The organism is Kitasatospora sp. NPDC048715 (genome assembly GCF_043198905.1).
Taxonomy (GTDB): Bacteria; Actinomycetota; Actinomycetes; order Streptomycetales; family Streptomycetaceae; genus Kitasatospora; species Kitasatospora lactacystinica.
On sequence record NZ_JBICVH010000003.1, the window covers coordinates 473,658 to 497,539 of the forward strand.

The 23,882-nt window shown below is 74.3% G+C and carries 26 protein-coding genes; 5 read left to right on the forward strand and 21 right to left on the reverse strand.

All coding sequences use genetic code 11. The annotated features are described in order from the left end of the window. Position 1: 1 nt before the first annotated feature. Positions 2 to 1,750 carry an ABC transporter substrate-binding protein gene (locus ACGFSC_RS08825; RefSeq protein ID WP_359901094.1) on the reverse strand — a complete coding sequence of 583 codons (1,749 nt, stop codon included), beginning with the start codon at positions 1,748 to 1,750 and terminating at the stop codon, positions 2 to 4. Positions 1,751 to 1,912: 162 nt separating this feature from the next. On the opposite strand from ACGFSC_RS08825, the gene ACGFSC_RS08830 reads away from it, so the two are divergent. Continuing rightward, the gene (locus ACGFSC_RS08830) at positions 1,913 to 3,364 is read left to right on the forward strand and encodes an aminopeptidase P family protein (protein WP_359901097.1); all 1,452 of its coding nucleotides are present in this window, start codon (positions 1,913 to 1,915) and stop codon (positions 3,362 to 3,364) included. A gap of 15 nt (positions 3,365 to 3,379) precedes the next feature. Here ACGFSC_RS08830 and ACGFSC_RS08835 read toward each other — a convergent pair whose 3' ends face one another. The 4 genes from ACGFSC_RS08835 to ACGFSC_RS08850 form a co-directional block, all read right to left on the reverse strand. After that, positions 3,380 to 3,670, reverse strand: coding sequence for a helix-turn-helix transcriptional regulator (locus tag ACGFSC_RS08835; RefSeq protein ID WP_359901100.1), 291 nt, complete (start codon positions 3,668 to 3,670; stop codon positions 3,380 to 3,382). Positions 3,671 to 3,769: 99 nt separating this feature from the next. After that, on the reverse strand, positions 3,770 to 4,792 hold the full coding sequence (locus tag ACGFSC_RS08840) for a nitronate monooxygenase (RefSeq protein WP_359901103.1): 1,023 nt from the start codon (positions 4,790 to 4,792) through the stop codon (positions 3,770 to 3,772). Positions 4,793 to 4,834: 42 nt separating this feature from the next. After that, positions 4,835 to 5,467, reverse strand: coding sequence for a response regulator transcription factor (locus ACGFSC_RS08845; RefSeq protein WP_359901106.1), 633 nt, complete (start codon positions 5,465 to 5,467; stop codon positions 4,835 to 4,837). Continuing rightward, a complete protein-coding gene (locus ACGFSC_RS08850) occupies positions 5,464 to 6,672 on the reverse strand; it encodes a sensor histidine kinase (protein ID WP_359901109.1) in 1,209 nt (402 codons plus the stop codon). Before ACGFSC_RS08850 ends, ACGFSC_RS08845 begins: the two co-directional genes overlap by 4 nt. Positions 6,673 to 6,835: 163 nt before the next feature. Between ACGFSC_RS08850 and ACGFSC_RS08855 the strand changes: the two genes are divergently transcribed. Then, on the forward strand, positions 6,836 to 7,912 hold the full coding sequence (locus tag ACGFSC_RS08855) for an ABC transporter permease (RefSeq protein ID WP_359901111.1): 1,077 nt from the start codon (positions 6,836 to 6,838) through the stop codon (positions 7,910 to 7,912). Continuing rightward, on the forward strand, positions 7,909 to 8,592 hold the full coding sequence (locus ACGFSC_RS08860; RefSeq protein WP_359901114.1) for an ABC transporter ATP-binding protein: 684 nt from the start codon (positions 7,909 to 7,911) through the stop codon (positions 8,590 to 8,592). The genes ACGFSC_RS08855 and ACGFSC_RS08860 overlap by 4 nt, the downstream gene beginning before the upstream one ends. A 1-nt stretch (position 8,593) precedes the next feature. On the opposite strand, the gene ACGFSC_RS08865 is transcribed toward ACGFSC_RS08860, so the two are convergent. From ACGFSC_RS08865 to ACGFSC_RS08875, 3 genes are all read right to left on the reverse strand, one after another. Next, a complete protein-coding gene (locus ACGFSC_RS08865) occupies positions 8,594 to 9,190 on the reverse strand; it encodes a Uma2 family endonuclease (RefSeq protein WP_359901117.1) in 597 nt (198 codons plus the stop codon). Between the two features lie 93 nt (positions 9,191 to 9,283). Beyond that, positions 9,284 to 10,000 carry a GntR family transcriptional regulator gene (locus ACGFSC_RS08870; RefSeq protein ID WP_359901120.1) on the reverse strand — a complete coding sequence of 239 codons (717 nt, stop codon included), beginning with the start codon at positions 9,998 to 10,000 and terminating at the stop codon, positions 9,284 to 9,286. A 192-nt stretch (positions 10,001 to 10,192) separates the two neighbouring features. Beyond that, positions 10,193 to 11,074 (reverse strand): NAD(P)-binding domain-containing protein, encoded by an 882-nt coding sequence (locus tag ACGFSC_RS08875; protein ID WP_359901123.1) that lies wholly within the window; start codon positions 11,072 to 11,074, stop codon positions 10,193 to 10,195. A 201-nt stretch (positions 11,075 to 11,275) separates the two neighbouring features. Here ACGFSC_RS08875 and ACGFSC_RS08880 point away from each other — a divergent pair, with 201 nt between their 5' ends. Beyond that, on the forward strand, positions 11,276 to 11,833 hold the full coding sequence (locus ACGFSC_RS08880; RefSeq protein ID WP_359901262.1) for a TetR/AcrR family transcriptional regulator: 558 nt from the start codon (positions 11,276 to 11,278) through the stop codon (positions 11,831 to 11,833). A gap of 173 nt (positions 11,834 to 12,006) precedes the next feature. Further along, positions 12,007 to 12,339 carry a hypothetical protein gene (locus ACGFSC_RS08885; RefSeq protein WP_359901125.1) on the forward strand — a complete coding sequence of 111 codons (333 nt, stop codon included), beginning with the start codon at positions 12,007 to 12,009 and terminating at the stop codon, positions 12,337 to 12,339. 4 nt (positions 12,340 to 12,343) lie between these two features. Here the strand turns inward: ACGFSC_RS08885 and ACGFSC_RS08890 are convergent, their stop codons facing one another. From ACGFSC_RS08890 to ACGFSC_RS08950, 13 genes are all read right to left on the reverse strand, one after another. Then, positions 12,344 to 13,324, reverse strand: a complete 981-nt coding sequence (locus tag ACGFSC_RS08890; RefSeq protein ID WP_359901128.1) for an ornithine cyclodeaminase family protein — start codon at positions 13,322 to 13,324, stop codon at positions 12,344 to 12,346. Next, a complete protein-coding gene (locus tag ACGFSC_RS08895) occupies positions 13,321 to 14,349 on the reverse strand; it encodes a proline racemase family protein (RefSeq protein WP_359901131.1) in 1,029 nt (342 codons plus the stop codon). Before ACGFSC_RS08895 ends, ACGFSC_RS08890 begins: the two co-directional genes overlap by 4 nt. Then, the gene (locus tag ACGFSC_RS08900; protein ID WP_359901134.1) at positions 14,349 to 15,704 is read right to left on the reverse strand and encodes an aldehyde dehydrogenase family protein; all 1,356 of its coding nucleotides are present in this window, start codon (positions 15,702 to 15,704) and stop codon (positions 14,349 to 14,351) included. Before ACGFSC_RS08900 ends, ACGFSC_RS08895 begins: the two co-directional genes overlap by 1 nt. Positions 15,705 to 15,754: 50 nt before the next feature. After that, on the reverse strand, positions 15,755 to 16,759 hold the full coding sequence (locus ACGFSC_RS08905) for a proline racemase family protein (RefSeq protein ID WP_359901136.1): 1,005 nt from the start codon (positions 16,757 to 16,759) through the stop codon (positions 15,755 to 15,757). Positions 16,760 to 16,851: 92 nt separating this feature from the next. Next, entirely contained in the window at positions 16,852 to 17,715 is an 864-nt protein-coding gene (locus tag ACGFSC_RS08910) for a dihydrodipicolinate synthase family protein (protein WP_380352909.1), read from the reverse strand. 131 nt (positions 17,716 to 17,846) lie between these two features. After that, positions 17,847 to 19,262: an FAD/NAD(P)-binding oxidoreductase gene (locus ACGFSC_RS08915; RefSeq protein WP_359901142.1), complete on the reverse strand. Its 1,416-nt coding sequence runs from the start codon at positions 19,260 to 19,262 to the stop codon at positions 17,847 to 17,849. Then, a complete protein-coding gene (locus tag ACGFSC_RS08920) occupies positions 19,243 to 19,560 on the reverse strand; it encodes a (2Fe-2S)-binding protein (protein WP_359901145.1) in 318 nt (105 codons plus the stop codon). The genes ACGFSC_RS08915 and ACGFSC_RS08920 overlap by 20 nt, the downstream gene beginning before the upstream one ends. A 56-nt stretch (positions 19,561 to 19,616) precedes the next feature. Then, a complete protein-coding gene (locus ACGFSC_RS08925; RefSeq protein ID WP_359901148.1) occupies positions 19,617 to 20,777 on the reverse strand; it encodes an FAD-dependent oxidoreductase in 1,161 nt (386 codons plus the stop codon). 151 nt (positions 20,778 to 20,928) lie between these two features. Next, positions 20,929 to 21,822, reverse strand: a complete 894-nt coding sequence (gene tatC / locus ACGFSC_RS08930) for a twin-arginine translocase subunit TatC (protein WP_392862798.1) — start codon at positions 21,820 to 21,822, stop codon at positions 20,929 to 20,931. Positions 21,823 to 21,985: 163 nt separating this feature from the next. Next, positions 21,986 to 22,291 (reverse strand): Sec-independent protein translocase subunit TatA, encoded by a 306-nt coding sequence (gene tatA, locus ACGFSC_RS08935; protein ID WP_359901154.1) that lies wholly within the window; start codon positions 22,289 to 22,291, stop codon positions 21,986 to 21,988. A 191-nt stretch (positions 22,292 to 22,482) separates the two neighbouring features. Beyond that, positions 22,483 to 22,692 (reverse strand): hypothetical protein, encoded by a 210-nt coding sequence (locus ACGFSC_RS08940; protein ID WP_359901157.1) that lies wholly within the window; start codon positions 22,690 to 22,692, stop codon positions 22,483 to 22,485. Positions 22,693 to 22,712: 20 nt separating this feature from the next. Next, positions 22,713 to 22,943, reverse strand: coding sequence for a hypothetical protein (locus ACGFSC_RS08945; RefSeq protein ID WP_049652006.1), 231 nt, complete (start codon positions 22,941 to 22,943; stop codon positions 22,713 to 22,715). 3 nt (positions 22,944 to 22,946) lie between these two features. After that, entirely contained in the window at positions 22,947 to 23,873 is a 927-nt protein-coding gene (locus ACGFSC_RS08950) for a WYL domain-containing protein (RefSeq protein ID WP_359901265.1), read from the reverse strand. Between the last annotated feature and the right edge of the window lie 9 nt (positions 23,874 to 23,882).

Consider the following 23,882-nt stretch of genomic DNA (forward strand, 5'->3'; position numbering starts at 1 on the left):
CTCACTTGCCCTTGGCGGGGTCCTTGAGGCCGATGGCACCCAGGTCGAGCATCCCGGCGAAGCCCGAGTTGCCGAAGGCGCCGGCCACGTTGGTGCCGACCAGCAGGGGGCGGCGCTGCCAGATCAGCGGGACGGCCGGGGCCTTCTTCGCCAGGTCCTGGTCCAGCTGCTGCCAGGCCTTGTTGGCCTCGCTGACGTCCGTCATGGCCGCGATCTGGTCCATCCGGTCCATCGTGGCCTGGTCCTTGAACTGGCTCAGGTTGCCCTGGTTGCCCTTCTCCTTGATGGTGCGGCCGTCGAACTGGAACGGCAGGAAGGTCGCACCGGAGGGGTAGTCGGGACACCAGCCGCTGATGGTCAGGTCGGGGGCGTTCTTGATGTCGCCGACGGTGTCCTGGAAGGCGGACGGGTCGGTGGTGTTGATGGTGACCTGGACGCCGGCCTTGGACAGCGACTGCTGGATCGCCTCGGCACGGCTCTTGTCGCCGAGCGAGACGGTGAGCGAGACCTTGAGGTCGCTCTTGCCCGCCTCCTGGAGCAGCTTCTTGGCCTTCTCCGGGTCGCCGGCCGCCGGGACCTTCAGCGGGTCGGACTTGACGCCGCCGGTCAGCGAGGGCGGCAGGTAGGAGGTCGCCACGTCGGCCATCGCCGGGCCGCCGAAGGCCGTCACCTGCCCCTCGCGGTCGACCGCCCACATCATCGCCTCGCGCACCTTCGGGTCGTCGAAGGGGGCCTTGGCGGTGTTCATGTACAGCATGTCGGTGCAGCCGGTGACCTCGGCGGCCATCCGGGCCTTGACGTCCGGCTTGGGCAGCACCTTGGCGACGGTCTCGTGCGCCATCCACGGCATGTTGATCGCGTTGGCGTCGGCGCCGTCGCTGGCGATGATCCGGTCGTCGGCCTGGCCGCCCTTGATGCCCTGGGTGACCACGACCTTGTCCGGGTAGGCCTTGCGGACGGTGTCGGTGGCCGGGTCCCAGTTGGTGTTGCGGACCAGCACCAGCTGCTTGCCGCGGTCGTAGGTCTCGATCTTGTACGGACCGGAGGAGAACGGCCGGGCGTCGTACTGGGTGCCCTTCTCCTGGGACTGCGGCACCGGGGAGAAGGTCGGCAGCGAGACGGTGGAGGAGAACTCGGCGACCGGGCGCTTCAGGTGGAAGACGATCGTCCTGTCGTCCGGGGTCTCGATGCTCGCCAGGTGCTCGCCGTTCAGCGGGCCCTTGTAGTTCTCGCCGCCGGCCAGGTACTGGATCGCGTAGTCGGGGCCGCCGGTGAGGTCCGGGGAGTAGGACCGCTCGACGTTGTACTTGATGTCGGCGGACTTGATCGGCGTGCCGTCCTCGTACTTGAGGCCGTCCTTGAGGGTGAAGGTCCACACCTTGCCGCCCTCGGAGGACTTGCCGAGGTCGGTGGCGAGGTCCGGGACGATCTCGCTGCCCGCCGCGCCCGGCTCGGCCTTGAAGGTGGTCAGGGTGCGGTAGAGCAGCCGGGTGCCGAAGTCCATGTGCGGCACCACCCAGCTGCGGGCCGGGTCGAGGTGGGCGAAGTCCTGGTTGGTCAGGACGGTGAGGGTGCCGCCCTTGACGGGGGTGCCGCCGATGACCGAGCCGGACGCGGCGCCCGGGCCCTTGCCGTCGGAGGGGGCGGCGTCGCTGCCGCTGTCACTCTTGTCGTTGGAGCAGGCCCCGAGGCCGAGGGTGAGGGTCGCCGCGAGGGCCGCCGCGAGGGCGGCGTGGGTGCGCCTGGTCATGTGCAACTCCGCTGTGGGGGGCCCGATCCGCCGGATCTGGCCGCTGCGCTGTGTGACCCGTAACATAGTAATGTGAAATTGCACTGCACAAGAGGTGACGGCTCCCGTTACCGAGCTGTGTCCGTGCCAGGCATCTCCCCAGCCCCACCAAGGAGTTCACCGGTGACCCTTCCCCCGACCGGCCTCAACACCGGGAGCCACGACCTCCCGGTCTCCCCCGCCCTCGCCTCGTTCATGGGCACCCGGTGGGCCGCCACCCCCATTCCCACCGACCTGCGCGTCCCCGGCCACGACCGCTTCCCCGGCCGCCGCGCCCGGCTCTCCGCCGCCTTCCCCGGCGAGCGGCTGATCGTCCCGGCCGGCCGGCTCAAGGTCCGCTGCAACGACCTCGACTACCGCTTCCGCCCGCACAGCGCGTACGTCTGGCTCACCGGCCTCACCGGCGAGGACCAGGCCGACCACGTCCTCGTCCTCGAACCGGCCGGCCCCGAGGGCCACGAGCCGGTGCTCTACCTGCGCCCCCGCTCCCCCCGCGACGGCGGCGAGTTCTACCGCGACCGCCGCTACGGCGAGTTCTGGGTCGGCGCCCGGCCCGACCTCGCCGAGGCGGCACAGCTCACCGGGGTGCGCACCGAACACCTCGACGACCTCGGCAAACTGCTCACCGGCCCCCAGCCGCCCACCCGGGTGCTGGCCGGCACCGACCCGCTGGTCGACGAGGCCACCGGGCGCCCGAACGGCGACCACCGGGACAGCGAACTGGCCGCCGTCCTCTCCGAGTTGCGCCTGGTCAAGGACGAATGGGAGATCGGACAGCTGCAACTGGCCGTCGACCACACCACCACCGGCTTCGAGGACGTCGTCCGCGCCCTGCCCACCGCACTGCGCCACCACCGCGGCGAGCGCTGGATCGAGGGCGTCTTCGACCTGCGCGCCCGCGCCGAGGGCAACGGCACCTCCTACACCACCATCGCCGCCTCCGGCGCCCACGCCTGCGTGCTGCACTGGATCCGCAACGACGGCGCCCTCGACCCGAACTCCCTGCTCCTCCTGGACGCCGGCGTCGAGACCGACACCCTCTACGCCGCCGACATCACCCGCACCCTCCCGCTCAGCGGCACCTTCACCCCGGTCCAGCGCCAGGCCTACGACCTCGTCCTCGCCGCCCAGAGCGCCGGCATCGCCACACTGCGCCCGGGGGCCCGGTTCCGCGACTTCCACCGCGCCGCCATGCGGGTCATCGCCGAAGGCCTCGCCGACTGGGGCGTCCTGCCCGTCTCCGCCGAGGAGGCCCTCGCCGAGGACAACGGCCTCTACCGCCGCTACACCCTCTGCGGCAGCGGCCACATGCTCGGCCTCGACTACCACGACTGCGCCAAGTCCCGCGCCGACCGCTACCTCGACGGCACCCTGGAGGAGGGCATGGTCCTCACCGTCGAGCCCGGCCTCTACCTCCAGCCCGACGACGAGACCCTCCCCGCCGAACTCCGCGGCCTCGGCATCCGCATCGAGGACGACCTGGTCATCACCGCCGACGGCGCCCACCTGATGTCCGGCGCCCTCCCCCGCACCGCCACCGACGTCGAATCCTGGATGGCGGACCTGCTGTCCTGAGGAGGCAGCGGACGATCAAGCCACCTTGATCGTCCGCTCCCCTCGCCGAATCGTCACCTCGACCTCGCCGCCGATCGCCGCCGAATACGCCCGCAGGTTGTCCAGGCTGTCCACCTGCCCGTGCTCGATCTGCGACACCCGCGCCTGACTCACGCCCATCAGCGCCGCCACCTCCTTCTGGGTGAGGTTGGCCGACTTCCGCATCTCGGCCAGCTCATGCCCCCGAATCTGAGCAAGCATCTCCTGGCGGACCTGCGCCCGCCTCGTCTCCGCCTCCGGCGTCACCAGCTCGGGAAACCGCTTCACGACCTCGGCTCGCACCTCGGTCCAACTACGCCCCGCGAATTCCCGCTCAATCCACCCCTGCGAGGGACAACACGCCGAGTCCTGCGCGCCCCCGACGCCCTACCCCCGCGCCGCCTGCCACAGCTCCGCGACGATCTGCTCCGCAGGCCCCGTGCGGGCCAGGTGGTGGGCGGTGCCGGCCCAGAGGTGCATGGCGGCCGTGTCGCCGCGGCGGGCGGCGGCGGCGCGCAGGGGGGTGGTGAGGCGGTTGACCTCGGGGTAGGCGGGCGGGGCGTACGAGCCGTGGCGGTCGATGAAGGCGTTGCGCAGGCCGCGGGCCGGGCGGCCGGTGAAGGCACGGGTGACGACCGTCTCCGGCAGCTCGACGAGCGCGGCCCGGTGGGCGGCCGCGGCACCGGACTCGTCCGACCGCAGCAGGGCCGTGCCCAGCTGCACCGCCACCGCTCCCGCCCGCAGGGCCGCCGCGACGGCCGGGCCGTCGCCGAGCCCGCCCGCGGCGATCAGCGGCAGCGCCGTCACCTCCCGCACGGCGGCCAGCAGGTCGAGAAGCGGCAGCTCCCCCGGCTCGTCCGTCACCCGGTGGGTGCCGCGGTGGCCGCCCGCCTCCGGGCCCTGCACGCACAGCGCGTCCATCCCGACCGCCTGCGCCGCCCGCGCCTCCTCCGGCGTGGTGACGGTGCCGATCTGGGTCGTCCCGGCCGCCCGCAGCGCCGCCGCCTCCTCGGCCGTCGGCAGCCCGAAGGTGTACGAGACCACCGGCACCGGGTCCGCGAGCAGCGCGGCCAGCTTGGCCTCCCAGTCGTCCCGGTCCGGCCCGTCCTCCTCCGGCAGCGTCACGCCCCACCGCTCGGCCTCGGGCCGCAGCCGCTCCCGGTAGGCGGCGACGGCCGCCCGGTCCCCGGGCGTGCCCGGCACGAAGAGGTTCACCCCGTACGGCCGGTCGGTCGACGCCCGCACCGCGGCGATCTGCTCGGACATCCCGGCGGCGGTCCTCATCCCGGCGGCCAGGAAGCCCAGCCCACCGGCCCGGTTCACCGCCGCGACCAGTGCGGGCGTCGAGGGGCCGCCCGCCATCGGGGCGGCGATCACGGGGACGGCGAGCTCGTCGAGCCGGACGGTCATCGGGCGCTCCTCACACTGCTGCGGGTACGGAACACCCCCACCCTACGCTCGGCGGATCAGCCCCCGCCGCCGTGCCTCGCGCACCGCCGCCGTGCGCGAGTCCACGCCCAACTTGGTGTAGATGTGCACCAGATGGGACTTCACCGTGGCCTGGCTCAGGTGCAGCCGCTGGCTCACCTGCTGGTTGGTCAGCCCGTCCGCGACCAGCCCCAGCACCTCGGTCTCCCGGGCGCTGAGCGCCGCCGCCGGCGTCCGCATCCGCTCCAGCAGCCGGTCCGCGACGCTGGGCGCCAGCGCGCTGCGCCCGGCCGCGGCGGCCCGTACCGCCTGGGCGAGCTCCTCCGGCGGGGCGTCCTTCAGCAGGTAGCCGGTGGCGCCCGCCTCCAGGGCCGGCAGGGTGTCCGCGTCGGTGTCGTACGTGGTGACCACCAGGACCCGCGGCGCGCCCGCCCGGGCGGTGATCGCCGCGGTGGCCTGCGCCCCGTTCATCGCCGAGCCCGGCCCGAACTGGAGGTCCATCAGCACCACGTCCACGCCCGGTTCCGCCGCCAGTTCGACGGCCCGCTCGGCGGTGGCCGCCTCCGCCACGATGGCGAAGTCCGGCTCGCACTCCAGCACCGCCCGCAGCCCGGCCCGCACCACCGGGTGGTCGTCCGCGATGAGCAGCCTGATCACGGGCCGGCCTCCGGGGTGACGGGCAGCTGCACCGCCACCGTGGTGCCCTGCCCGGGCGCCGACTCCACCGTGAAGCGGCCGCCGAGCGCCCGCGCCCGGGCCCGCATCGAGGGCAGCCCGAACCCGCCGTCCCCGTCGGGGCGGCCGGCCGCCACCACCGCCGGGTCGAACCCGGCGCCGTCGTCGTACACGTCCAGTGCCACTTCGCCCTCCATGTAGCTGAGCGTCACGTCGGCCCGCGAGGCGCCCGCGTGCCGGACGGTGTTGCCGAGCGCCGACTGCGCGATCCGCAGCAGCGCGACCTCCTGCGCGGCCGGCAGCCGGACCGGGTCGCCGAAGACGTGCAGGTGGACGGGCAGCGTGCCGTGCGCCGTCGTCGTCGCGCACAGCCGCTCCAGCGCGACCGGCAGCGGGTCGCCGTCCAGCGCGGGCGGGGTGAGCGCCCGGACGAACCTGCGGGCCTCGTCCAGGTTGTCCTGGGCGGCCTGCCGCGCCTGCTCGACGTACCCGGCGGCGGCCTCGGTGCGCTCCGGCAGGGCCCGCTGGGCCGCCCGCAGCAGCAGCTGGATGGAGCTGAGGCTCTGCGCGAGGGTGTCGTGGATCTCCCGGGCGAGCCGCTCCCGCTCGGCCAGCACCCCGGCCGCGTGGTGCGCGGCGGCGAGGTCGGCCCGGGCGGCGGTCAGTTCGTCGATCAGCCGGCGGCGCTCCTCGCTCTCCCGGTACAGCGCCTGGTAGCCGAGCACGGTGGCGGTGGCGACGGCCGCGCCGAGCGCGGGCCCGATCGAGGCGGCGAAGCTGAAGCTGTGCTGGTGCCAGGACCAGGCGGCGATCGACGCGGCGGCGGTCAGTCCGACGGCGACGAGCCCACCGCGCCGCCCCAGCAGGTGCAGTTCCAGGAAGTACAGCGGGAACGCCAGCCAGACCCCGTCCTGGGTGGCGATCAGCACGCCCGCCCAGGTGGCGCCGAGCAGCACCAGCCAGAGCGCGGCCGCCCGGCGCGAGCGGCGCACGGCGGCCAGCTGCGGCCCGACGGTGTAGACGGCGGCCATCGCGGTGGCCGCGGCGGCGACGGCGGCGGGATCGCCGCCCCGGTCGACGAAGACGGCCCGGGCGACGGCGAGCGCGAGCAGGCCCGCAACGAGCAGGTGCAGGCAGACCTGGAGGACGCGGGCGACGGGGGTGGTTCTGGATCGTTCGGTCGCCATCCGTCCAGCCTAAGTTCCGCGCCGGCGTCCGGCATCAATCAAAAGGTTGAACTCGGCCTCTTCCCTTTGATGCCCAGGATGCAATCCCCGGCGCGATGCCCCGGGGCCCCTCCGTCCGGGACGGTGGAAGAGTCGAAAACACCTGTGCAGAGGAAGGTTCACCGTGTTCGTCGCCTGGAGGGACCTGAGGTTCGCCAAGGGGCGGTTCGCCTTGATGGGGACCGTCATCGTGCTGATCACCGTACTGGTCGGCCTGCTGTCCGGGCTGACCGCCGGGCTCGGCCGGCAGAACATCTCCGCGATCACCGGCCTGCCCGCCGACCACCTGGTCTTCGGCAAGCCGGCCGACGGGCAGAAGCTCTCCTTCACCGATTCCCAGGTCACCCCCGACCAGTGGCAGGGCTGGGCCCGCGAGCCCGGCGTCACCTCCGCCCAGCCGCTCGGCATCACCACCACCAAGGCCGCCGCCGGGCAGCGCACCGCCGCGCTCTCCGCCTTCGGCGTCCCGGAGGACTCGGGGCTCGCCCCGCAGGGCACCCGGATCGCCCCCGGCCAGGCCGTGCTGTCCAGGACCGCCGCCGAGAACCTGGGCGGCCTCGCCCCCGGCGCCGAGTTCACCCTCGGCGGCCACCCGCTGCGGGTCGCCGCCGTCCAGGGCGACGCCGCGTACAGCCACACCCCGGTGATCTGGACCTCCCTCGGCGACTGGCAGCAGGCCGCCCCCGGCGGCACCGGCCACGCCACCGTCATCGCCCTCACCACGGCGAAGGGCGCCGACCTGGCCGCCGCCGACGCCCGCCACGGCACCGAGACCCGCACCCGCGACGACGCCCTCACCGCGATCGGCTCCTACACCTCGGAGAACGGCTCCCTCCAGCTGATGCGCGGCTTCCTGTTCGCCATCTCCGCCCTGGTGATCGGCGCGTTCTTCACGGTCTGGACGATCCAGCGCAGCGGCGACATCGCCGTCCTCAAGGCCCTCGGCGCCTCCACCCGCTACCTGCTGCGCGACGCCCTCGGCCAGGCCGTCCTGCTGCTGGTGCTCGGCACCCTGCTGGGCACCGCGGTCGCGGCCGGCTTCGGCGCGCTGATCGGCTCCGCCGTCCCCTTCGTCCTGGACGCCCCGACCGTCCTGCTGCCCGCCGCCGTCATGATCGCCCTCGGCGCGATCGGCGCGGCCCTGTCCATCCGCCGGATCACCTCCGTCGACCCGCTGACCGCCCTGGGGAGCGCCCGATGAGCCTGACCCTCGACCGCATCACCCTGACCTACCCGGACGGCGACGGCCGGCTCACGGCCCTGGACGAGGTCTCGCTGACCGTCCCCAAGGGCTCGCTCACCGCCGTCGTCGGCCCCTCCGGCTCCGGCAAGTCCAGCCTGCTGGCGGTCGCCGCCACCCTGATCACCCCGGACTCCGGGCAGGTCGTCATCGACGGCACCGACACCGCGGGCCTCGACCGGGCGGAACTCACCGCGCTGCGCCGCACCAGGATCGGGATCGTCTTCCAGCAGCCCAATCTGCTGCCCTCGCTCACCGCGGTGGAGCAGCTGCAGGTGATGGCCCACCTGGACGGCCGCGCCCCGCGCACCGCCCTGCCCCGGGCCCTGGAACTCCTGGACGCCGTCGGCCTGCGCGACCAGGCCGCCCGCCGCCCGCACCAGCTGTCCGGCGGCCAGCGCCAGCGGGTCAACATCGCCCGCGCGCTGATGAACGACCCCACCGTCCTACTGGTGGACGAACCGACCAGCGCCCTCGACCACGAGCGCGGCGCCGCCGTCCTGGACCTGATCACCGACCTCACCCACCGCCGGGCCACCGCGACCGTCCTGGTCACCCACGACCGCACCCACCTGACGGCCGTCGACCAGGTCGCCGAGGTCCACGACGGCCGGCTGACCCTGCCCGCGGCGGCGCTCTGACCTACTTCTTGGCCGTCAGCACGTCGTCCACCGAGAGCGTCACCGACGCTCCGATCGACTCCGGCAGGGTGAAGGACTGCCCGGGGTGGTGGACGGCGTGCACCCGGTACTCGCCGTCGTCGGGTTCGGTCAGCACCATCACGCGCTGGTTCATCCGGTCCACGATCACGTAGACCGGCACCCCCGCCGACGCATAGACAAAGGGCTTCTTCTTCAAGTCATCGCTGTAGTTGGACGAAGTGACTTCCAGAACGAGCCGGAAGACCGCCGGGTCGTAGCAGTTGTACTCGATCAGGTGATCGTCGATGTCGGCATCGACAACAGCCAGGTCGGGAACCGCATAGTCGGATGGCCCGTCCGGCAGCCAGATTCCAACGCCCTGAAGGACATCGGTCCCGCCTCCGTCGAGGCCGGCCTCGAACAGGACACGCATCAGGCGGCTCAGCGACTTGCTGTGCGAAGCATTCGGCGGCGGCGTCACGGCGATCTGGCTCCCGACGATCTCGACCCGGTAGCCGGGGAACTGTTCGGAGATCAGCTCAGCGGCTTCGAGCAGCGTCGGCTGCTCCATGGGCTCTTCCACTGCTGCGGCGGACATGGAATTCCTCCTGGCTGCCGATGTCGAGAGCATCATCGTAGAACTCGGACGCCTCCCGGCGCCCGATCCTCAGTCCTCACCCGAACGAGCGGTTCAGCTCCGGCGGGCCCCGAGTCGCAGGGCCGAGGCCTCCGGCTCGGCGGGCTTCTCGCCGCCGGCCCACAGCGAGCGGACGTGGCTGAGGTGGCGGGTCATGCAGGCCTCGGCGCCGGCCGAGTCCCCGGCGAGCATCAGGTCCAGCAGCTCCAGGTGCTCCTCGGCCGAGGAGACCAGCTCGCCGCGCTCGTCGAGCCGGTTGAGGCCGTAGAGCCGCGAGCGCTTGCGCAGGTCGCCGACGACCTCGACCAGGCGGGAGTTGCCGGCCAGCCCCAGCACGTCCAGGTGGAACTGGCGGTCGGCCTCCAGGTAGCCGATCAGGTCGTGCTTGCGGGCCGCCGCGACGATCGCCTCGGCCTGCGGGCGCAGCCGTTCCAGCTGATCCTTGGTGGCGGTGCGCGCCACCCGGCCGACGGTCGGGACCTCGATCAGGGCGCGGATCTCGGTGAAGTCGTCGAGGTCGCGGTCGGTCAGCTCGGTGACGCGGAAGCCCTTGTTGCGGACGGCCTCGACGAGGCCCTCGCGGGCGAGGTCGAGCATGGCCTCGCGGACCGGGGTCGCGGAGACCCCGAAGTCGGCGGCGAGCGCGGGTGCGGAGTAGACCACGCCGGGGCGCAGTTCGCCGGAGATCAGGGCCGCCCGGAGTGCGTGGGCGACCTGGTCGCGAAGCCGCTCCTGTACGGAGATCAGGGTGCGGGATTTGAGGTCGGCCATGGTGTTCCTCCGGGTGGGTGCAGAACACCAGCGTACAATGTCACGTTACGTTGCGTACGCGACAGCTGGTGATTCGAACACCCGTCACCGGCCCGCCGGGCCGGCCCTCCGTGACGCCGAATGCCATGGTGGCAGCGGCCGTCGGCCGTGACAACGGCCGACGGCACACGATCTTCGGGTCCGCACGGAGGGCTACGCCCGACGGAACCGGCCCACCAGGCTGCTCAGACTGGCCGCACCCTCGCCGGCCGCCACGCCCCGCCGGACCGCCTCCGCGAGGACGGCCGGCAGGGCGCCGTCCACCCCGGAGGCCTCCGCGGTGTCCCGGACGTGCTCGATGCTCGCGAGCGCCATCGCCAGCCGGTCGACGTCCCCGCGGTGGTCCCCGGCGGTGATCCGCGGCGCGTAGAACTCGATCATCCGCGGCACCAGCGAGGCGGTGGGCAGGGCGTACGGCCGGAACTCCTCGGCCGAGATGCCGTTGGCCTCGGCGATCGCCGTGGCGTGCAGGTAGCCGACCATCGAGGACCAGAACAGGTCCATCTGGATCTGGTAGTACAGCTGCGCCAGCCCGGGGTCGTCGCCCCGGTAGTCGGCCCCGGTGAGCACCTCCAGGGCGGCCCGGTGCCGCCGGAACAGCTCGACCGGGCCGCTGTAGAAGGTGGACGACTCGGGGCTGCCGATGCCCGACGGCGGCACCTGCACCCCGCCGGTCAGGTGGCCGGCGCCGCGTTCGGCCAGCCAGCGGGCGGCCTCGCGGGCCCGCCCGGGAGTGTCCGAGCCGAGGTTCACGATCGTCCTCCCCCGCAGCGCCGGCTCGACCGACTGCAGCACCTCGAACACCGCGTCGTAGTCGGTGAGGCTGAGCACCACCAGGTCGTTCGCCGCCACCGCCGCCTCGGCGTCGGATGCGGCCCGCGCACCCCGGGCGACGAGCGCGTCGGCCCGCCCGGCGGTGCGGTTCCACACCGTGACGGCGTACCCGGCGTCCAGGAACGCCCCGGCCATGGCCCGCCCCATCGGGCCGAGCCCGATCACCGTCACTGATCGCCGCGCCTGCTGCTCCACGGACATGCGCTTCCCCTCCTCTGGAACGAACGCTCTATCCAGAGCGCCGGGCCGACGCTAGCACAGGACTGGAACGAACGCTCTACCCAGAATCTCGGCTAGGATCGCGGCGTGAACACGCCCGAGAGAGCCGACGCGAGAACGAGCGCGAGGACGAGCTCGAAGACGAACGCGAAGGCCGAAGCGAAGCCCGGCACCCGCGAGCGGATCGTCCGGGCCACCTCCCGGCTGCTGCAGCGCCAGGGGTACGAGGGCACCGGGATCAAGCAGATCTCCCGCGAGGCCGAGGCCACCCTCGGCTCCGTCTACCACTTCTTCCCGGGCGGCAAGCAGGAGTTGGCCGCCGAGGCGATCCGGCACGGGGACGAGGAGTTCGCCGTCCTGCTGCGCGCCGGGCTCGGCTCCTCGCCGGACCTGGGCGAGGCGATGACCTCCTGCACCCGGATGCTCGCCACGGAACTGCGCGAGTCCGACTGGCAGGACGGCTGCCCGATCACCAGCACGGCCCTGGAGACGGTCGGCCGGGTGCCGGTGATCGAGGAGGCGGTGACCGAGGCCTTCGCCAACTGGCGGGCCGTCGTGGCGGAACGGCTGCTCGCCGCCGGCATCGGCGAGCAGGACGCCCGCGAGCTGGCCGGCACCGTGATCAGCACCCTGGAGGGCGCCGAGCTCGCCGCCCAGGTCGCCCGCAGCGAACAGCCGCTGCTGGTCACCGGCAAGCACCTGGCCCGCCTGCTCACCGCCTACGCCGACGACCGGGCCTGACCCGCGGCACCGGGCCGCCTGCCCGAAAGACGGGCCGAAGGACGAGCCGAAAGACGGGCCCGAGAAGCCCGGGAGACGGCCGGAAAACGTGAGGAGCCGGCGCAGCGGGGGATCCCTTCCCGCTGCGCCGACTCCGGTTTCACAACTCCCAACCACGGCCAGGAGTAACGCACTTGTCGATCGAAGCCGCGCTGTACGACGGCCGCCCGAACAACGGCCGCCGCACCAGCCCGAACCTGCTGCACCTGTCCACCGACCACGGCGCCGGTCTCGCCGACGCCCTGGCCGCGCACGCCCGTCCGTCCGACCACCGGCTCGGCCGGATCGACCCGTACGGCGACACGCTGTTCAACGAGCAGGACGCCGGCGCCGCCTTCGAGGAAGCCACCGCGCTGCTCGCCCGCTGCACCACCGGGGAGCAGCGGGCGGCCGTCCGCGACCTGCGCAACCTGCTCGCCAACTGCGCCGCCACCCCGGGCAGTTGGCTCATGTTCCTCGGCGACTGAACCGCTAGGACGCGGCCCGGTACACCTCCGCCGCGACGGCCAGGTCCTGCCAGGCCATCCCGACGCTCTTGAAGAACCGCGGCCGCCCGTCCGGCACCAGCGCGTCGCCGCGCACCAGCTCGGAGAGGTTCCACAGCTGCCGCCCGGCCACACCCGCCATCAGCAGGTCCCCGGCCTCCCGGCCCGCGACCGTGCGCGCCTCCACGTACAGCTCGGCCCGCTGGACCAGCAGCTCGTCGACCTCCCGCGCGTCCGGCTCGTGCGAGCCCACCGCGGCCACCGCCGCGTGCGCGGGCACCAGCGCGCCGTCGAACAGCGGCGTGCGCGCGGTGGTGCAGCAGACCACCAGGTCCGCCTCGCGGACCGCCCGCGGACCGCCGACCTCGGCCGTCAGCCCGAGCTCCCGCCCGTACGCCGCCAGCGCCTGCGCCCGGTCGGCGTTGCGCGCCACCACGGTGAGCCGGCGCAGCGGCCGGACGGCGAGCAGGGCGTCCAGGTGCCCGTACGCCTGCGGCCCGGAGCCGAACAGCACCAGGTGCTCGGCCTCCGGCACCGCCAGCCGCCGCAGCGCGGCCGCGGTGACGGCGGGCGTGCGCAGCGCGGTGAGCGCGGCGCCGTCCAGCAGGGCGAGCGGCTGCAGGGTGGGCCCGTCCAGCAGCAGGTAGCTGCCGGTGATCCGGGGCAGCCCCCGCTCCGGGTTGGCCGGCGCGACACCGGCGATCTTCACGCCCGCGTACGGCCCGGCGGCGGCCGGCATCATCAGCAGTTCCCCGGCGGGCACCGGTACGGCGGATCGGGCGGGTGCCGCCTCCGGGTCGAACCCGTCCAGCAGCACCCGCTCGATCGCCCCCACCGCACCGGCGGGCCCGACTCCGCCGGTGCCCGCCACGGCGTACTGGAGCGGCACAACCGCCGTACCGGGCAGTGCGGTCGGGCTCGGGTCGCCCGGAACCACAGCGGTCCGGCTCTCGGATGTCCGGCTCACAGCAGGAACCCCGCTCCCAGCTCGTCGTCCGGCTCCAGGACGAAGCCGTGCTCGCCGGTGCGGAAGGCCGCCCCGCCGACCTCGGTGACCACGCCCTCGCCCTGCGGGTCGCCGCCCGGCAGGAAGCGCCCGGAGAAGACCGTCCCGATGATCGACTCGTGCCGCAGCGGCTCGCCGGGGGCCAGCCGCCCCTCGGCGGCGAGCACCGCCAGCCGGGCGGAGGTGCCGGAGCCGCAGGGCGAGCGGTCGATCTGGCCGTCGGCGAAGACGGTGACGTTCCGCTGGTTCAGCACCCCGTCCACCGAGGGGAGTTCGTCGTACAGCACCACGCCGTACACACCCGAGAGCCGGGCGTCCGTCGGGTGCGCGACCGCCTCGGCGCCGGCCAGCGCGGCCCTGATCTCCCGCCCCACGGCGGTGAGTTCGGGCAGCTGCTCCGGTTCCACGGCGAGCCCGAGGGCGGCCGCGGACACCGAGGCGTAGCAGGCGCCGGAGTGCGCCACGGCGACCTCCACGGTGCCGAGCGAGGTCTCCACCGGCAGCTTCAGCGCGGTCACCCGGCTGGGCACGTTGCGGAAGGTCACCCCGGTGGTGTGTCCGCCGGCCCGGTGCACCAGGGCGGTGACCCGGCCGGACGGCACGTCGATCCGCACCCGTGCCACGCCGTCCGCGGGGGCGGGCACCAGGCCGGAGTCCACGGCCCAGGCGCCGAGCGCGATGGTGCCGTGCCCGCAGGCGGTGGAGTAGCCGTCCTTGTGCCAGAACAGCACGCCCAGGTGCGCCTCGTCGTCGTCCGGCGGCACCAGGAAGCCGCCGTACATCCCGGCGTGCCCGCGCGGCTCCTGGACGAGCAGCTGCCGGATGTCGTCCAGCGCGCTGGGCCGGGGCGCGGTCGCGCTGCCGCCCGCGCCGAGCGCGATGGCCCGGCGTTCGGCGACGGTGTCGCCGGGGATCGGCGGGACGCCGTCCAGCACGATCCGGAACGGCTCGCCGGCCGTGTGGTAGTCGACGGTGCGGACGAACATCAGGCGCCACCTCCCGGCAGCACGCTGACGGTCCGGCTGACGGTGTAGAAGTCCAGGGCCGCCTGGCCCTGCTCGCGCTCGCCGTGGCTGGCGCCCTTGGCTCCGCCGAAGGGCAGGTGGAAGTCGACGCCGCTGGACGGGGCGTTGACCCGGATCATGCCCGCGTCCAGCCGGTCGGCGGCGGCCAGCGCCACGTCCAGGCTGCGGGTGTGCACCGAGGTGGAGAGGCTGTGCGGGGTGTCGTTGGCGAGCGCGATGGCCTCGTCCAGGTCGGCCGCGGCGTGCAGCACGGCGATCGGGCCGAAGAACTCCTCGCGGGCCAGCGGGTGTTCGGCCGGCACCTCGGCGAGCAGGGTCGGCTCGACGTACCAGCCGTCCCGCTCGGGCACCCGGCCGCCGGTGAGCACGCTCGCCCCGGCCTCGACGGCCGAGGAGACGGCGCCGGTCAGCCGCTCCCGGGCGGCGGCGTTGATCACCGGTCCGCAGACCGCGTCGTCGACCGCCGCCAGCGCCTTGACCAGCGCCTCGCGCAGCGGCTCGTGGGCGGCGCCGACCGCGATCACCCGGCTGGTGGCGGTGCACTTCTGCCCCGCGTACCCGGCGATGGCCGCGGCGATGTGCCCGGCGGCCTGCGCGATGTCGGCGTCCGGCAGGACCAGCGCGGCGTTCAGCCCGCCGAGTTCGGCCTGCACCGGCACCCCGCGCTCGGTCGCGGCCCGCACCACGGCCCGGCCGACGCCGGTCGAGCCGGTGAAGGAGATCACGTCCGCGGTCTCCACCAGCGCCGCGCCCTCCTCGGCCCCGCCGGGCAGCACCGTGAACACGTCCTCGGGCAGCCCGGCCAGCTCGGCCAGCCGCAGCGCGCAGGCCGTCGCCTCGGGCGCCGGCTTCAGCACCACCGCGTTGCCGACGGCGAGGGCCGGCGCGGCCTTCCAGGTCGGGATCGCCAGCGGGAAGTTCCACGGCGCGATCAGCCCGGCGACCCCGTAGGGGCGGCGCCGGGTGAGCAGCAGCCCGGGGCCGGCGGCGGTCTCGTGCACCGCCCCGGAGGGCGCGTACGGCGCCTGCGCGTAGTAGCGCCAGATCGCCGCCGTGCGGGCGACCTCGCCGAGCGCCTCGGCCAGCGGCTTGCCGACCTCGCGCACGATCAGCGCGGCCAGCTCGTGGGCGTGCGCCTCCACGGCGTCCGCGATCCGGCCGAGCGCCGCCGACCGGGCGCCCGCTCCGGCGGCGAGCCAGTCGCCCTGCGCCGCCCGGGCCCGCCCGACGGCGGCCCGCACGGCCTCGGCGCCGGGCTCCTCGACGGCGACCACGAGGTCGGCGGGGTCGGCGGGGTTGTACGAGGTGATGGTCACAGCCAGCAGCCCTTCGAGGGAGGTACGGGGAACGAAGGAGGTAGGAGGGGTCAGAGCAGGAAGCCCGCCGGGAACGGGTCGCTCGGGTCGAGGAAGTACTGGGCGGTGCCGGTGACCCAGGCCCGCCCGGTGACGGTGGGCACCACCGCGGGCCGCCCGGCCACCTCGGTCTCCTCGACCAGCCGCCCGGTGAAGGTGGTTCCGATGAAGGAGTCGTTGCGGAAGTCCCGCCCGAGGGGCAGTTCGCCGCGCGCGTGCAGCTGGGCCATCCGCGCCGAGGTGCCGGTGCCGCAGGGCGAGCGGTCGAACCAGCCGGGGTGGATGGCCATCGCGTGCCGGGAGTGCTCGGCGGTGGAGCCGGGGGCGAGCAGCTGGACGTGGTGGCAGCTGTGGATGGACGGGTTCTCCGGGTGCACCGGCTGGTCCGGGCTCGCGTTGATCGCGTCCATCATCGCCAGGCCGGCGTCCAGGATCTCCTGCTTGCGCTCGCGCTCGAAGGGCAGCCCGAACTCGGCGAGCGGCAGGATGGCGTAGAAGTTGCCGCCGTACGCGAGGTCGTAGGTCACCGTGCCGTAGCCGGGCACCTCGATCTTGCGGTCCAGGGCGACCGAGTAGGAGGGCACGTTGCGGATGGTCACCGCCTTGGCGGCGCCGTCCTCGACGTGCACCTCGGCGACCACGAGTCCGGCCGGGGTGTCCAGCCGCACGGTGGTGACCGGCTCGACCACCGGGACCATCCCGGTCTCGACCAGCACGGTGGCGACCCCGATGGTGCCGTGCCCGCACATCGGCAGCAGTCCGGAGACCTCGATGTAGAGCACGCCGAAGTCGGCGTCCGGCCGGGTCGGCGGCTGGAGGATCGCGCCGCTCATCGCGGCGTGGCCGCGCGGCTCGTACATCAGCAGGGTGCGGAAGTGGTCCAGGTGCTCCTGGAAGTGCACCCGGCGCTCGGCCATGGTGGCGCCGGGGATGACGCCGAAGCCGCCGGTGATCACCCGGGTCGGCATGCCCTCGGTGTGCGAGTCGACGGCGTGGAACACGTGGCGGCTGCGCATGGGTCACAACTCCCGTACAGGTTCGGATGGTGGGGGGTGGGCCGGGCCGACTGCCGCCGCAGCCGGCCCGGAGGCCCGGGTTCGCGCCGGTGTCAGACCAGGCCGTCGGCCAGCGCCTTCTCGGTGGCCGCGCGGACGGCCGCCTCGATCTCCGGGACGAGCGGCTGGCGCGGGGCGCGCACCGGGCCGCCGGGGCGCCCGGCGATGTCCATGGAGAGCTTGATGGCCTGGACGAACTCGGTCTTGGAGTCCCAGCGCAGCAGCGAGTGCAGCGACTTGTAGAGCGGCAGCGCGCTCTCCAGGTCCTTGGAGACGGCGGCGTCGTAGAGCGCCACCGAGGCGGCCGGCAGGGCGTTCGGGTAGCCGGCGATCCAGCCGACCGCTCCGGCGAGCGCCAGCTCCAGCAGCACGTCGTCGGCGCCGATCAGCAGGTCCAGCCCGGGGGCCAGCTCGGCGATCTCGTACGCCCGGCGGACGTCGCCGCTGAACTCCTTGACCGCGACGATCGAGCCCTCGGCGTGCAGCTGGGCGAGCAGCGGGGGGACCAGGTCGACCTTGGTGTCGATCGGGTTGTTGTACGCCACGATCGGCAGGCCGGCCTTGGCGACCTCGGCGTAGTGGGCGCGCACCGAGGCGTGGTCGGCCCGGAAGGCGTTCGGCGGCAGCAGCAGGACGGAGCCGGCGCCGGCCTCGGCGGCCTGCTCGGCCCAGCGGCGGGACTCGGCGCTGCCGTAGGCGGCGACGCCGGGCATGACCCGGGAGCCGTCGCCGGCCGCCTCGACGGCGACCTCGACGACCTTGGCGCGCTCCTCGGCGGTGAGCGTCTGGTACTCGCCCAGCGAGCCGTTGGGGACGACGCCCTCGCAGCCGGAGTCGATCAGCCAGCGGACGTGCTCGGCGTAGGCGTCGTAGTCGACGGAGTGGTCCGGGCGCAGCGGGAGCGTGGTGGCGACCATGACGCCGCGCCAGGGACGGTTGGTGTCGTGCTGGGTGATGGACACATGAGCTCCTTGATGAGGTGTGACATTTTACAAGAGCGGACGGGCCGGAGACAAGGTCCCCGGCCCGCCGTTCGACGGCGGGCCCGTTACGACTCCGGGGTGGGCCCCGCCGCCAGCTGGGAGAGCGGCACCGGGCAGCCCAGCGGGCGGCGGTCGGGCCCGGGCTCACCCGAACCGGCCAGGCAGGCCACGGCCGGACCGCACATCCGGCCCTGGCACCAGCCCATCCCGGCCCGGGTGAGCAGCTTGACGGTGCGCGGATCGCCCGCACCCAGGTCCTCGACGGCCTCCCGGATCGCCTCGACCGGCACCTCCTCGCACCGGCAGACGTCGGTGTCCGGACGCAGCCAGCCGGTCCAGCCGGAGCCCGGCCGGTGGGCGGCGGCCATCAGGTCGGCGAAGGCCCGCAGCCGCGAGCGGCGGCGCATCAGCGCGGCCGCGGGCCGCTGCCCGGCCACCGCGTACGCGGCCAGCTCGCCCTCGGCGAGCGCGAGGTCCGCGCCGCCGACGCCATTGGTCTCCCCCGCGGACCAGAGGCCGGGCACGCTGGTGCGCAGCCGGGCGTCGACCTCCAGCGCGACCGCGCCGTCCGGCCCGGTCACGGTCCGCGCACCCAGCTCGGTGGCCAGGTCGATCTGCGGCAGCAGGCCGTGGCCGACGGCGAGCGCGTCGCAGTCGATCCGCCGCCCGGTGCCGGGCACCGGCCGCCAGTCGGCGTCCAGCCGGGCCACCGTGACACCGGTGACCCGGTCCGTCCCGTGCGCCTCGACCACCGCGCTGCGCGGGCGCAGCCGCACGCCGTGGCGCAGCAGCGCCCCGCCGTGCCCGGCACCCTCGACCAGCTTGCCGGGCACGCCCGCCAGCACGCCGGGGTGCCGCGCGTACCCGAGGTAGGCGGTCGCCTCGACCACGGCGGGCACCTCGGCCCCGGCGGTGACCAGCGAGGAGGCGGCCGCGAGCAGCAGCGGGCCGCTGCCGGCCACCACGATCCGCTTCCCGGGCAGCACCAGCCCGGCCTTGAGCATGGCCTGGGCGCCGCCCGCGGTGACGACCCCGGGCAGGGTCCAGCCGGGGAACGGCAGCTGCCGCTCGTACGCGCCGGTGGCGAGCAGCACCGACCGGGACCGGACGGTGGCCCGGTCGGTGCTCTCCGGCCCGCGGGTGACGTGCACCGCGAAGCCGTCCCCGGTGCGCTCCAGGGCCCAGACCTGGTGCCCGGCCAGGAAGGCGGCCCGCCCGGCGCGCTCGTGCGCGTCGAGCCGGTCGGCCCGGCCGGTGTAGGCGGACCAGTGGTGGTGCAGCCGGTCCGGCCGCGCCGCGCCCAGGCCGGGCGCCGGGTGGCGGTAGTACTGCCCGCCGGTGCTCCGCCCGCCGTCCAGCAGGGCGCAGCGCAGCCCGAGGTCGGCGGCGGTGACGGCGGCGGCCAGCCCGGCCGGGCCGGCGCCGACCACCACGAGGTCGTACGGCTGGCTGTCGTGGGCGTCAGACGGCGAGGTCGGCACGGCCGTGGCCCTCCTGGGTGGTGACGGTGGTGCCGGGCTCCGCGGGGAGCAGGCAGGTGCGCTGGTTGGGGCGGCCGTCCACGGTGGCCAGGCAGTCGAAGCAGGCGCCGATCCCGCAGAACGCCCCGCGCGGTTTGCCGCCGACCCGGGTGGTGCGCCAGGCGAGCACGCCGTCGGCCCAGAGCGCGGCGGCGATCGACTGCCCGGGCAGCGCGGGGACGGGCCGCCCGTCGAACTCGATGTGGTGGGCGGGCCCGGGCTCGGCCTGGACCAGCCCGGCGGGGGTGCGGCGGCGCATCGGCGGCTTCTCCAATCCTGGACGGAATCTCATGTGTGGCGATGGCGGGCCGGCGCTCACCCGGCCGGGAAGCGGTCCGCCCGGAACGGTGCGAGGTCCAGCTCCGGCCGCTTGCCGGTGAGCTGCTCGCTGATCAGCAGCCCGGTCGCCGGGGCCAGCCCGATGCCGGCCCCCTCGTGCCCGCAGGCGTGGTAGAGCCCGGGCACCCGGGGGTCCGCGCCGATGGCCGGCAGGTGGTCCGGCAGGTACGGGCGGAAGCCCCGGTAGGTGCGCATCACGGTGACGTCGGCGAGCACCGGGAACAGCGCGGCGGCCTGGGCGGCGAGCCGGCTCAGCACCTCCTGGGAGAGCGTGCGGTCGAAGCCGACCCGCTCCCGGCTGGCACCGATCAGCACCGGCCCGCCCGGGGTGCCCTCGATCACGGCGGAGGTCTCCAGCCCGGCCGATCCGCTGGCCACGTTGGCCACGTAGTCGGCGGCGTAGACCTTGTGCCGCACGACCCGCGGCAGCGGCTCGGTGACCAGCACGAAGCCGCGCCGGGGCAGCACCGGCAGGTGCACTCCGGCCAGCGCGGCGATCTCGCCGCCCCAGGTGCCGGCCGCGTTCACCACGGCGGCGGCGGCCAGGCTCCGCCGGTCGGTCCGCACGCCGCGCACGGCGCCGTCCGGGCCGCGGTCGACGGCGGTGACGCTCTCCCCGGTGATCAGCTCGGCGCCCATCCGGCGGGCCTCGCGCAGCAGGTGGGCGGCGGCCAGGGCGGGCTGGACCTGGGCGTCCTGCGGGTAGTGGAAGCCGCCGGCCAGGCCTTCGGCCAGGTGCGGCTCCAGCTCGCGCAGCCGCTCGCCGGGCACCTCCTCGGCCTCGACCCCGACGGTCCGCTGCCCGGCGGCGAAGGCCCGCAGCGCGTCCTGCCCGGCGGCGGTGGAGGCGACCACCACGCCGCCCTTGGGCTCGTACTCGATCGCGGGGCCGAGCCGCTCGGCGAGTTCGCGCCAGAGCCGGGTGCTGAGCAGGGCGAGGTCGAGTTCGGGGCCGGGCTCCTTGTCGGAGACCAGCAGGTTGCCCTCGCCCGCGCCGGTGGTGCCACCGGCCACCGGGCCGCGGTCCACGACGGCGACGGCGAGCCCGGCGCGGGCGGCGTAGTAGGCGCAGGCGGCGCCGACCACACCGGCGCCGACCACGACGACGTCCAGGGGAGGTCTCTCGGTCTTCAGCACGGCAGTAATATGTCACATGCCATGCGACCTGCCAAGACCGCCCCGCCGAAACCCGGGACCACCCCCACCAGCGGAAAGGCCGGAACGGCGGGGAGCCCCGGCCCACCGCTCGGCAGAACGGCGGACCGGGGCTCCCTCAAGCCCTACCGGCTCAGGTGATGTCGTCCATCTCCTCGCGACGGGACGCCGGCACCGACGCACCGGCCGCCGGGGTCGCCGAGGCCCGGACGGACTCCGCACCGGCCACCGGCTGCACCGAGAGGTCCACGTGCGAGGCCTCCTCGTCGTCCAGCCCGGCGTCCGGGTTGCGGCGCGCCTTGCGCTTGTCGTTGAAGAGCGCGATCCCCACCGCGATGAAGTACAGCGCCCAGATCGGCATCGACAGCAGCAGCATGCTGAACGGGTCGGCGCCCGGAGTGGCGAACGCGGCGAACACGGTGATCGCCATGACCATCCCGCGCCACCAGCTGAGCAGCCGCTTGCCGGTCACGATGCCGACCAGGTTGAGCATCACCAGCAGCAGCGGGAACTCGAAGGCGAGGCCGAAGACCAGCACCATCCGGGTGGCGATGTCGAAGTAGTCCTCGGGCGGCAGGATCGGCGTGGTGTCGCTCGGAGTGAACGAGATCAGCATCTCGACCATGGTCGGCATGACCATGATCGCGGCCGCCACGCCCGCCAGGAACAGCGGGGCGCCGCACGCCATGAAGATGACCGCGTACTTCTTCTCGTTCCTGTGCAGGCCGGGCGCCACGAAGGCCCACACCTGGTACAGCCAGACCGGGACGGCCGCCACCACGCCCGCGGTCAGCGCGACCTTCAGCATCCAGTTGAAACCGGCGGTGAGGCCGATGTTGGACACCTGGGCGCAGCGCCCGTGGTACTGGTCCGCGTCGACCCTGGTGTTGCACTGCGGCAGCGGCTGGAGCAGGAAGTGCTCGATCTGCTTGTGGTAGATCGCCGCGACGATCGCGAACAGCACGATCGCCAGGACCGACTTGACCACGCGGTTGCGCAGTTCCCGCAGGTGGTCGGCGAGGGCCATCCGCCCCTCAGGATCCTTTGACGCCTTCGGCGCCTTGGAGAGCTTGCTCAACCCCGGTCCTCAACTCGTGCGTCGGGGCCCGCCGGTCGACGGGCCTCCGTGGTCGCGCGCCTCCCGCACGTCGTGCGCGCGGCGTGCGTCAGCTGCCTCACGTGCGCCGCGCTCAGTGCGGGCGGTCGCCGTCGGGCGCGGAGGCCCCGGCGGCGGGCTCGTTCACCGGACGGGCCGTGGCCGAAGCGCCCGGAGCGGACTGGATGGTCCGGCCCGCGGCACCGTCGACCGGGGCCGCTGCCCGGGCGGGCGGGCTCGACTGCTCGGACCGGCCGTCCGAACGCATCGCCTGGGCCTCGCTCTTCAGGATCCGCATCGACTTGCCCAGCGAGCGCGCCAGGTCGGGCAGCCGCTTGGCTCCGAACAGCAGGATGGCGAGAACCACGATCACCACGATCGCGGTCGGCGAGATGCGCATGCGCGACCACCTTCAGTCATGGCGGCCCGACGGGCCGTCCGCTGCGGATGGTAACCGCTGCGGATGACGCCACGACGACGGCCGCCCGAACAGGACAGCGGCCCCCGGTACGCGGTTCAGGAGCCAACTGAGAGCGTAACCCGCCCCCACCCGCGCGCAGCAGCCCCCGTACCACCCGGAGCCGCGCCGTGCTAGGCGGCCGGGACCCTCTCCGCCGCCGGGGCGTTCGCCGCCGGCATCGCGTCCGCCAGGTCCTCGGCCGCCGCGGCCAGCGCCCGCGAGGCCCGGTCCACGCCCTCGGCCAGCGCCCGCACGTCCAGCCAGAGCCGGATCGCGAGGACCCCGAGGACCAGCAGGCCCGCGGTGGCGAGCAGGACGGCGGCGACGAGCATCCAGGACATGCGCCCACCCTATACGGGGGTCACCCCTCCGCCGGGACGAGCCGCATGGTGCGCACCCCGGCCCCGGTGAGCGCCTCGACGATCTTCTCCCCGGCCGGCTTGCGCACCGCCGCACCGCACCGCGGGCAGCCGAAGCTGTAGTGCGCCTGGGCCGGGGTGCGACCGAGGGTCAGGCGGAAGTCCTCGGCCGGGAGCTCCACCTTCTCCCGGCACTCGGAGCAGTACACCTTGAATCTGGTCCCGGGTTCCACCGCTCAGGCCCGCCCCTCCCCGTAGGCGGCCAGCGCCTCCCGCGCGGCCGAGCGCGCCTGCTCGGCCAGTTCGGGCGGCGAGACGATCCGGCCGTCCCGGCCCAGCCGCAGCGCCAGCGGGCGCAGCTGGGAGGGGTCGGCGCTGCGCAGGGTGATCCGCAGCCCGCCGTCGGGCAGTTCCTCGGCCCGGTCGTGGGTGTAGTACTCGGCCACCCAGCGCCCCCCGGAGGAGACCTCGACGACCACCTCGGGGTCGTCCGCCGCCGGGTTGACCAGCCCGCCGCTCAGGTCGCGGGGCTCGCGCCGGGGCGGGTCGGCCGGGACGTCCAGGACGCGGATCTCGGCGACCCGGTCGAGCCGGAACATCCGGTGGTCCTCGGAGGTGCGGCACCAGGCCTCGAGGTAGGTGTGGCCCTCGGTGAGCAGCCGGATCGGGTCCACCTCGCGCTCGGTCATCCCGCCGCGCCCGTGCGAGTAGTAGCGCAGCCAGAGCCGGCGGCCCTCGCTGAGCGCGCGGTCGATGTCGGCGAACACGTGGCTCTCCGCCTCGAAGGTCACGCCGACCCGGGCGCTGCCCTCGGCACTCTCCCCGGCCGCGTTCTCGATCTTGGCGACGGCCCGGGTGAGCGCCTCCCGGTCCCCGGCCCGCAGGCCCGGCAGCCCGGCCACCGCGCGGGCGGCCACCAGCAGCGCGGTCGCCTCGTCGGCGGCCAGCCGCAACGGCTGGGCCACGTCGTCGACGTTGTGCCACCAGATCCGCTCGCCGTCGGTGTCGATGTCGAGCAGGTCGCCGCCGCGGAAGCTGGTGCCGCACATCGGCAGCACGTTGAGGTCCGCGATCAGCTCGCGCTCGCTGATCCCGAACGCCCGGGCCACCTCGGCGACCTCGGCCCCGGGCCGCTCGCGCAGGTAGGTGACCAGCGACAGCATCCGTCGCGT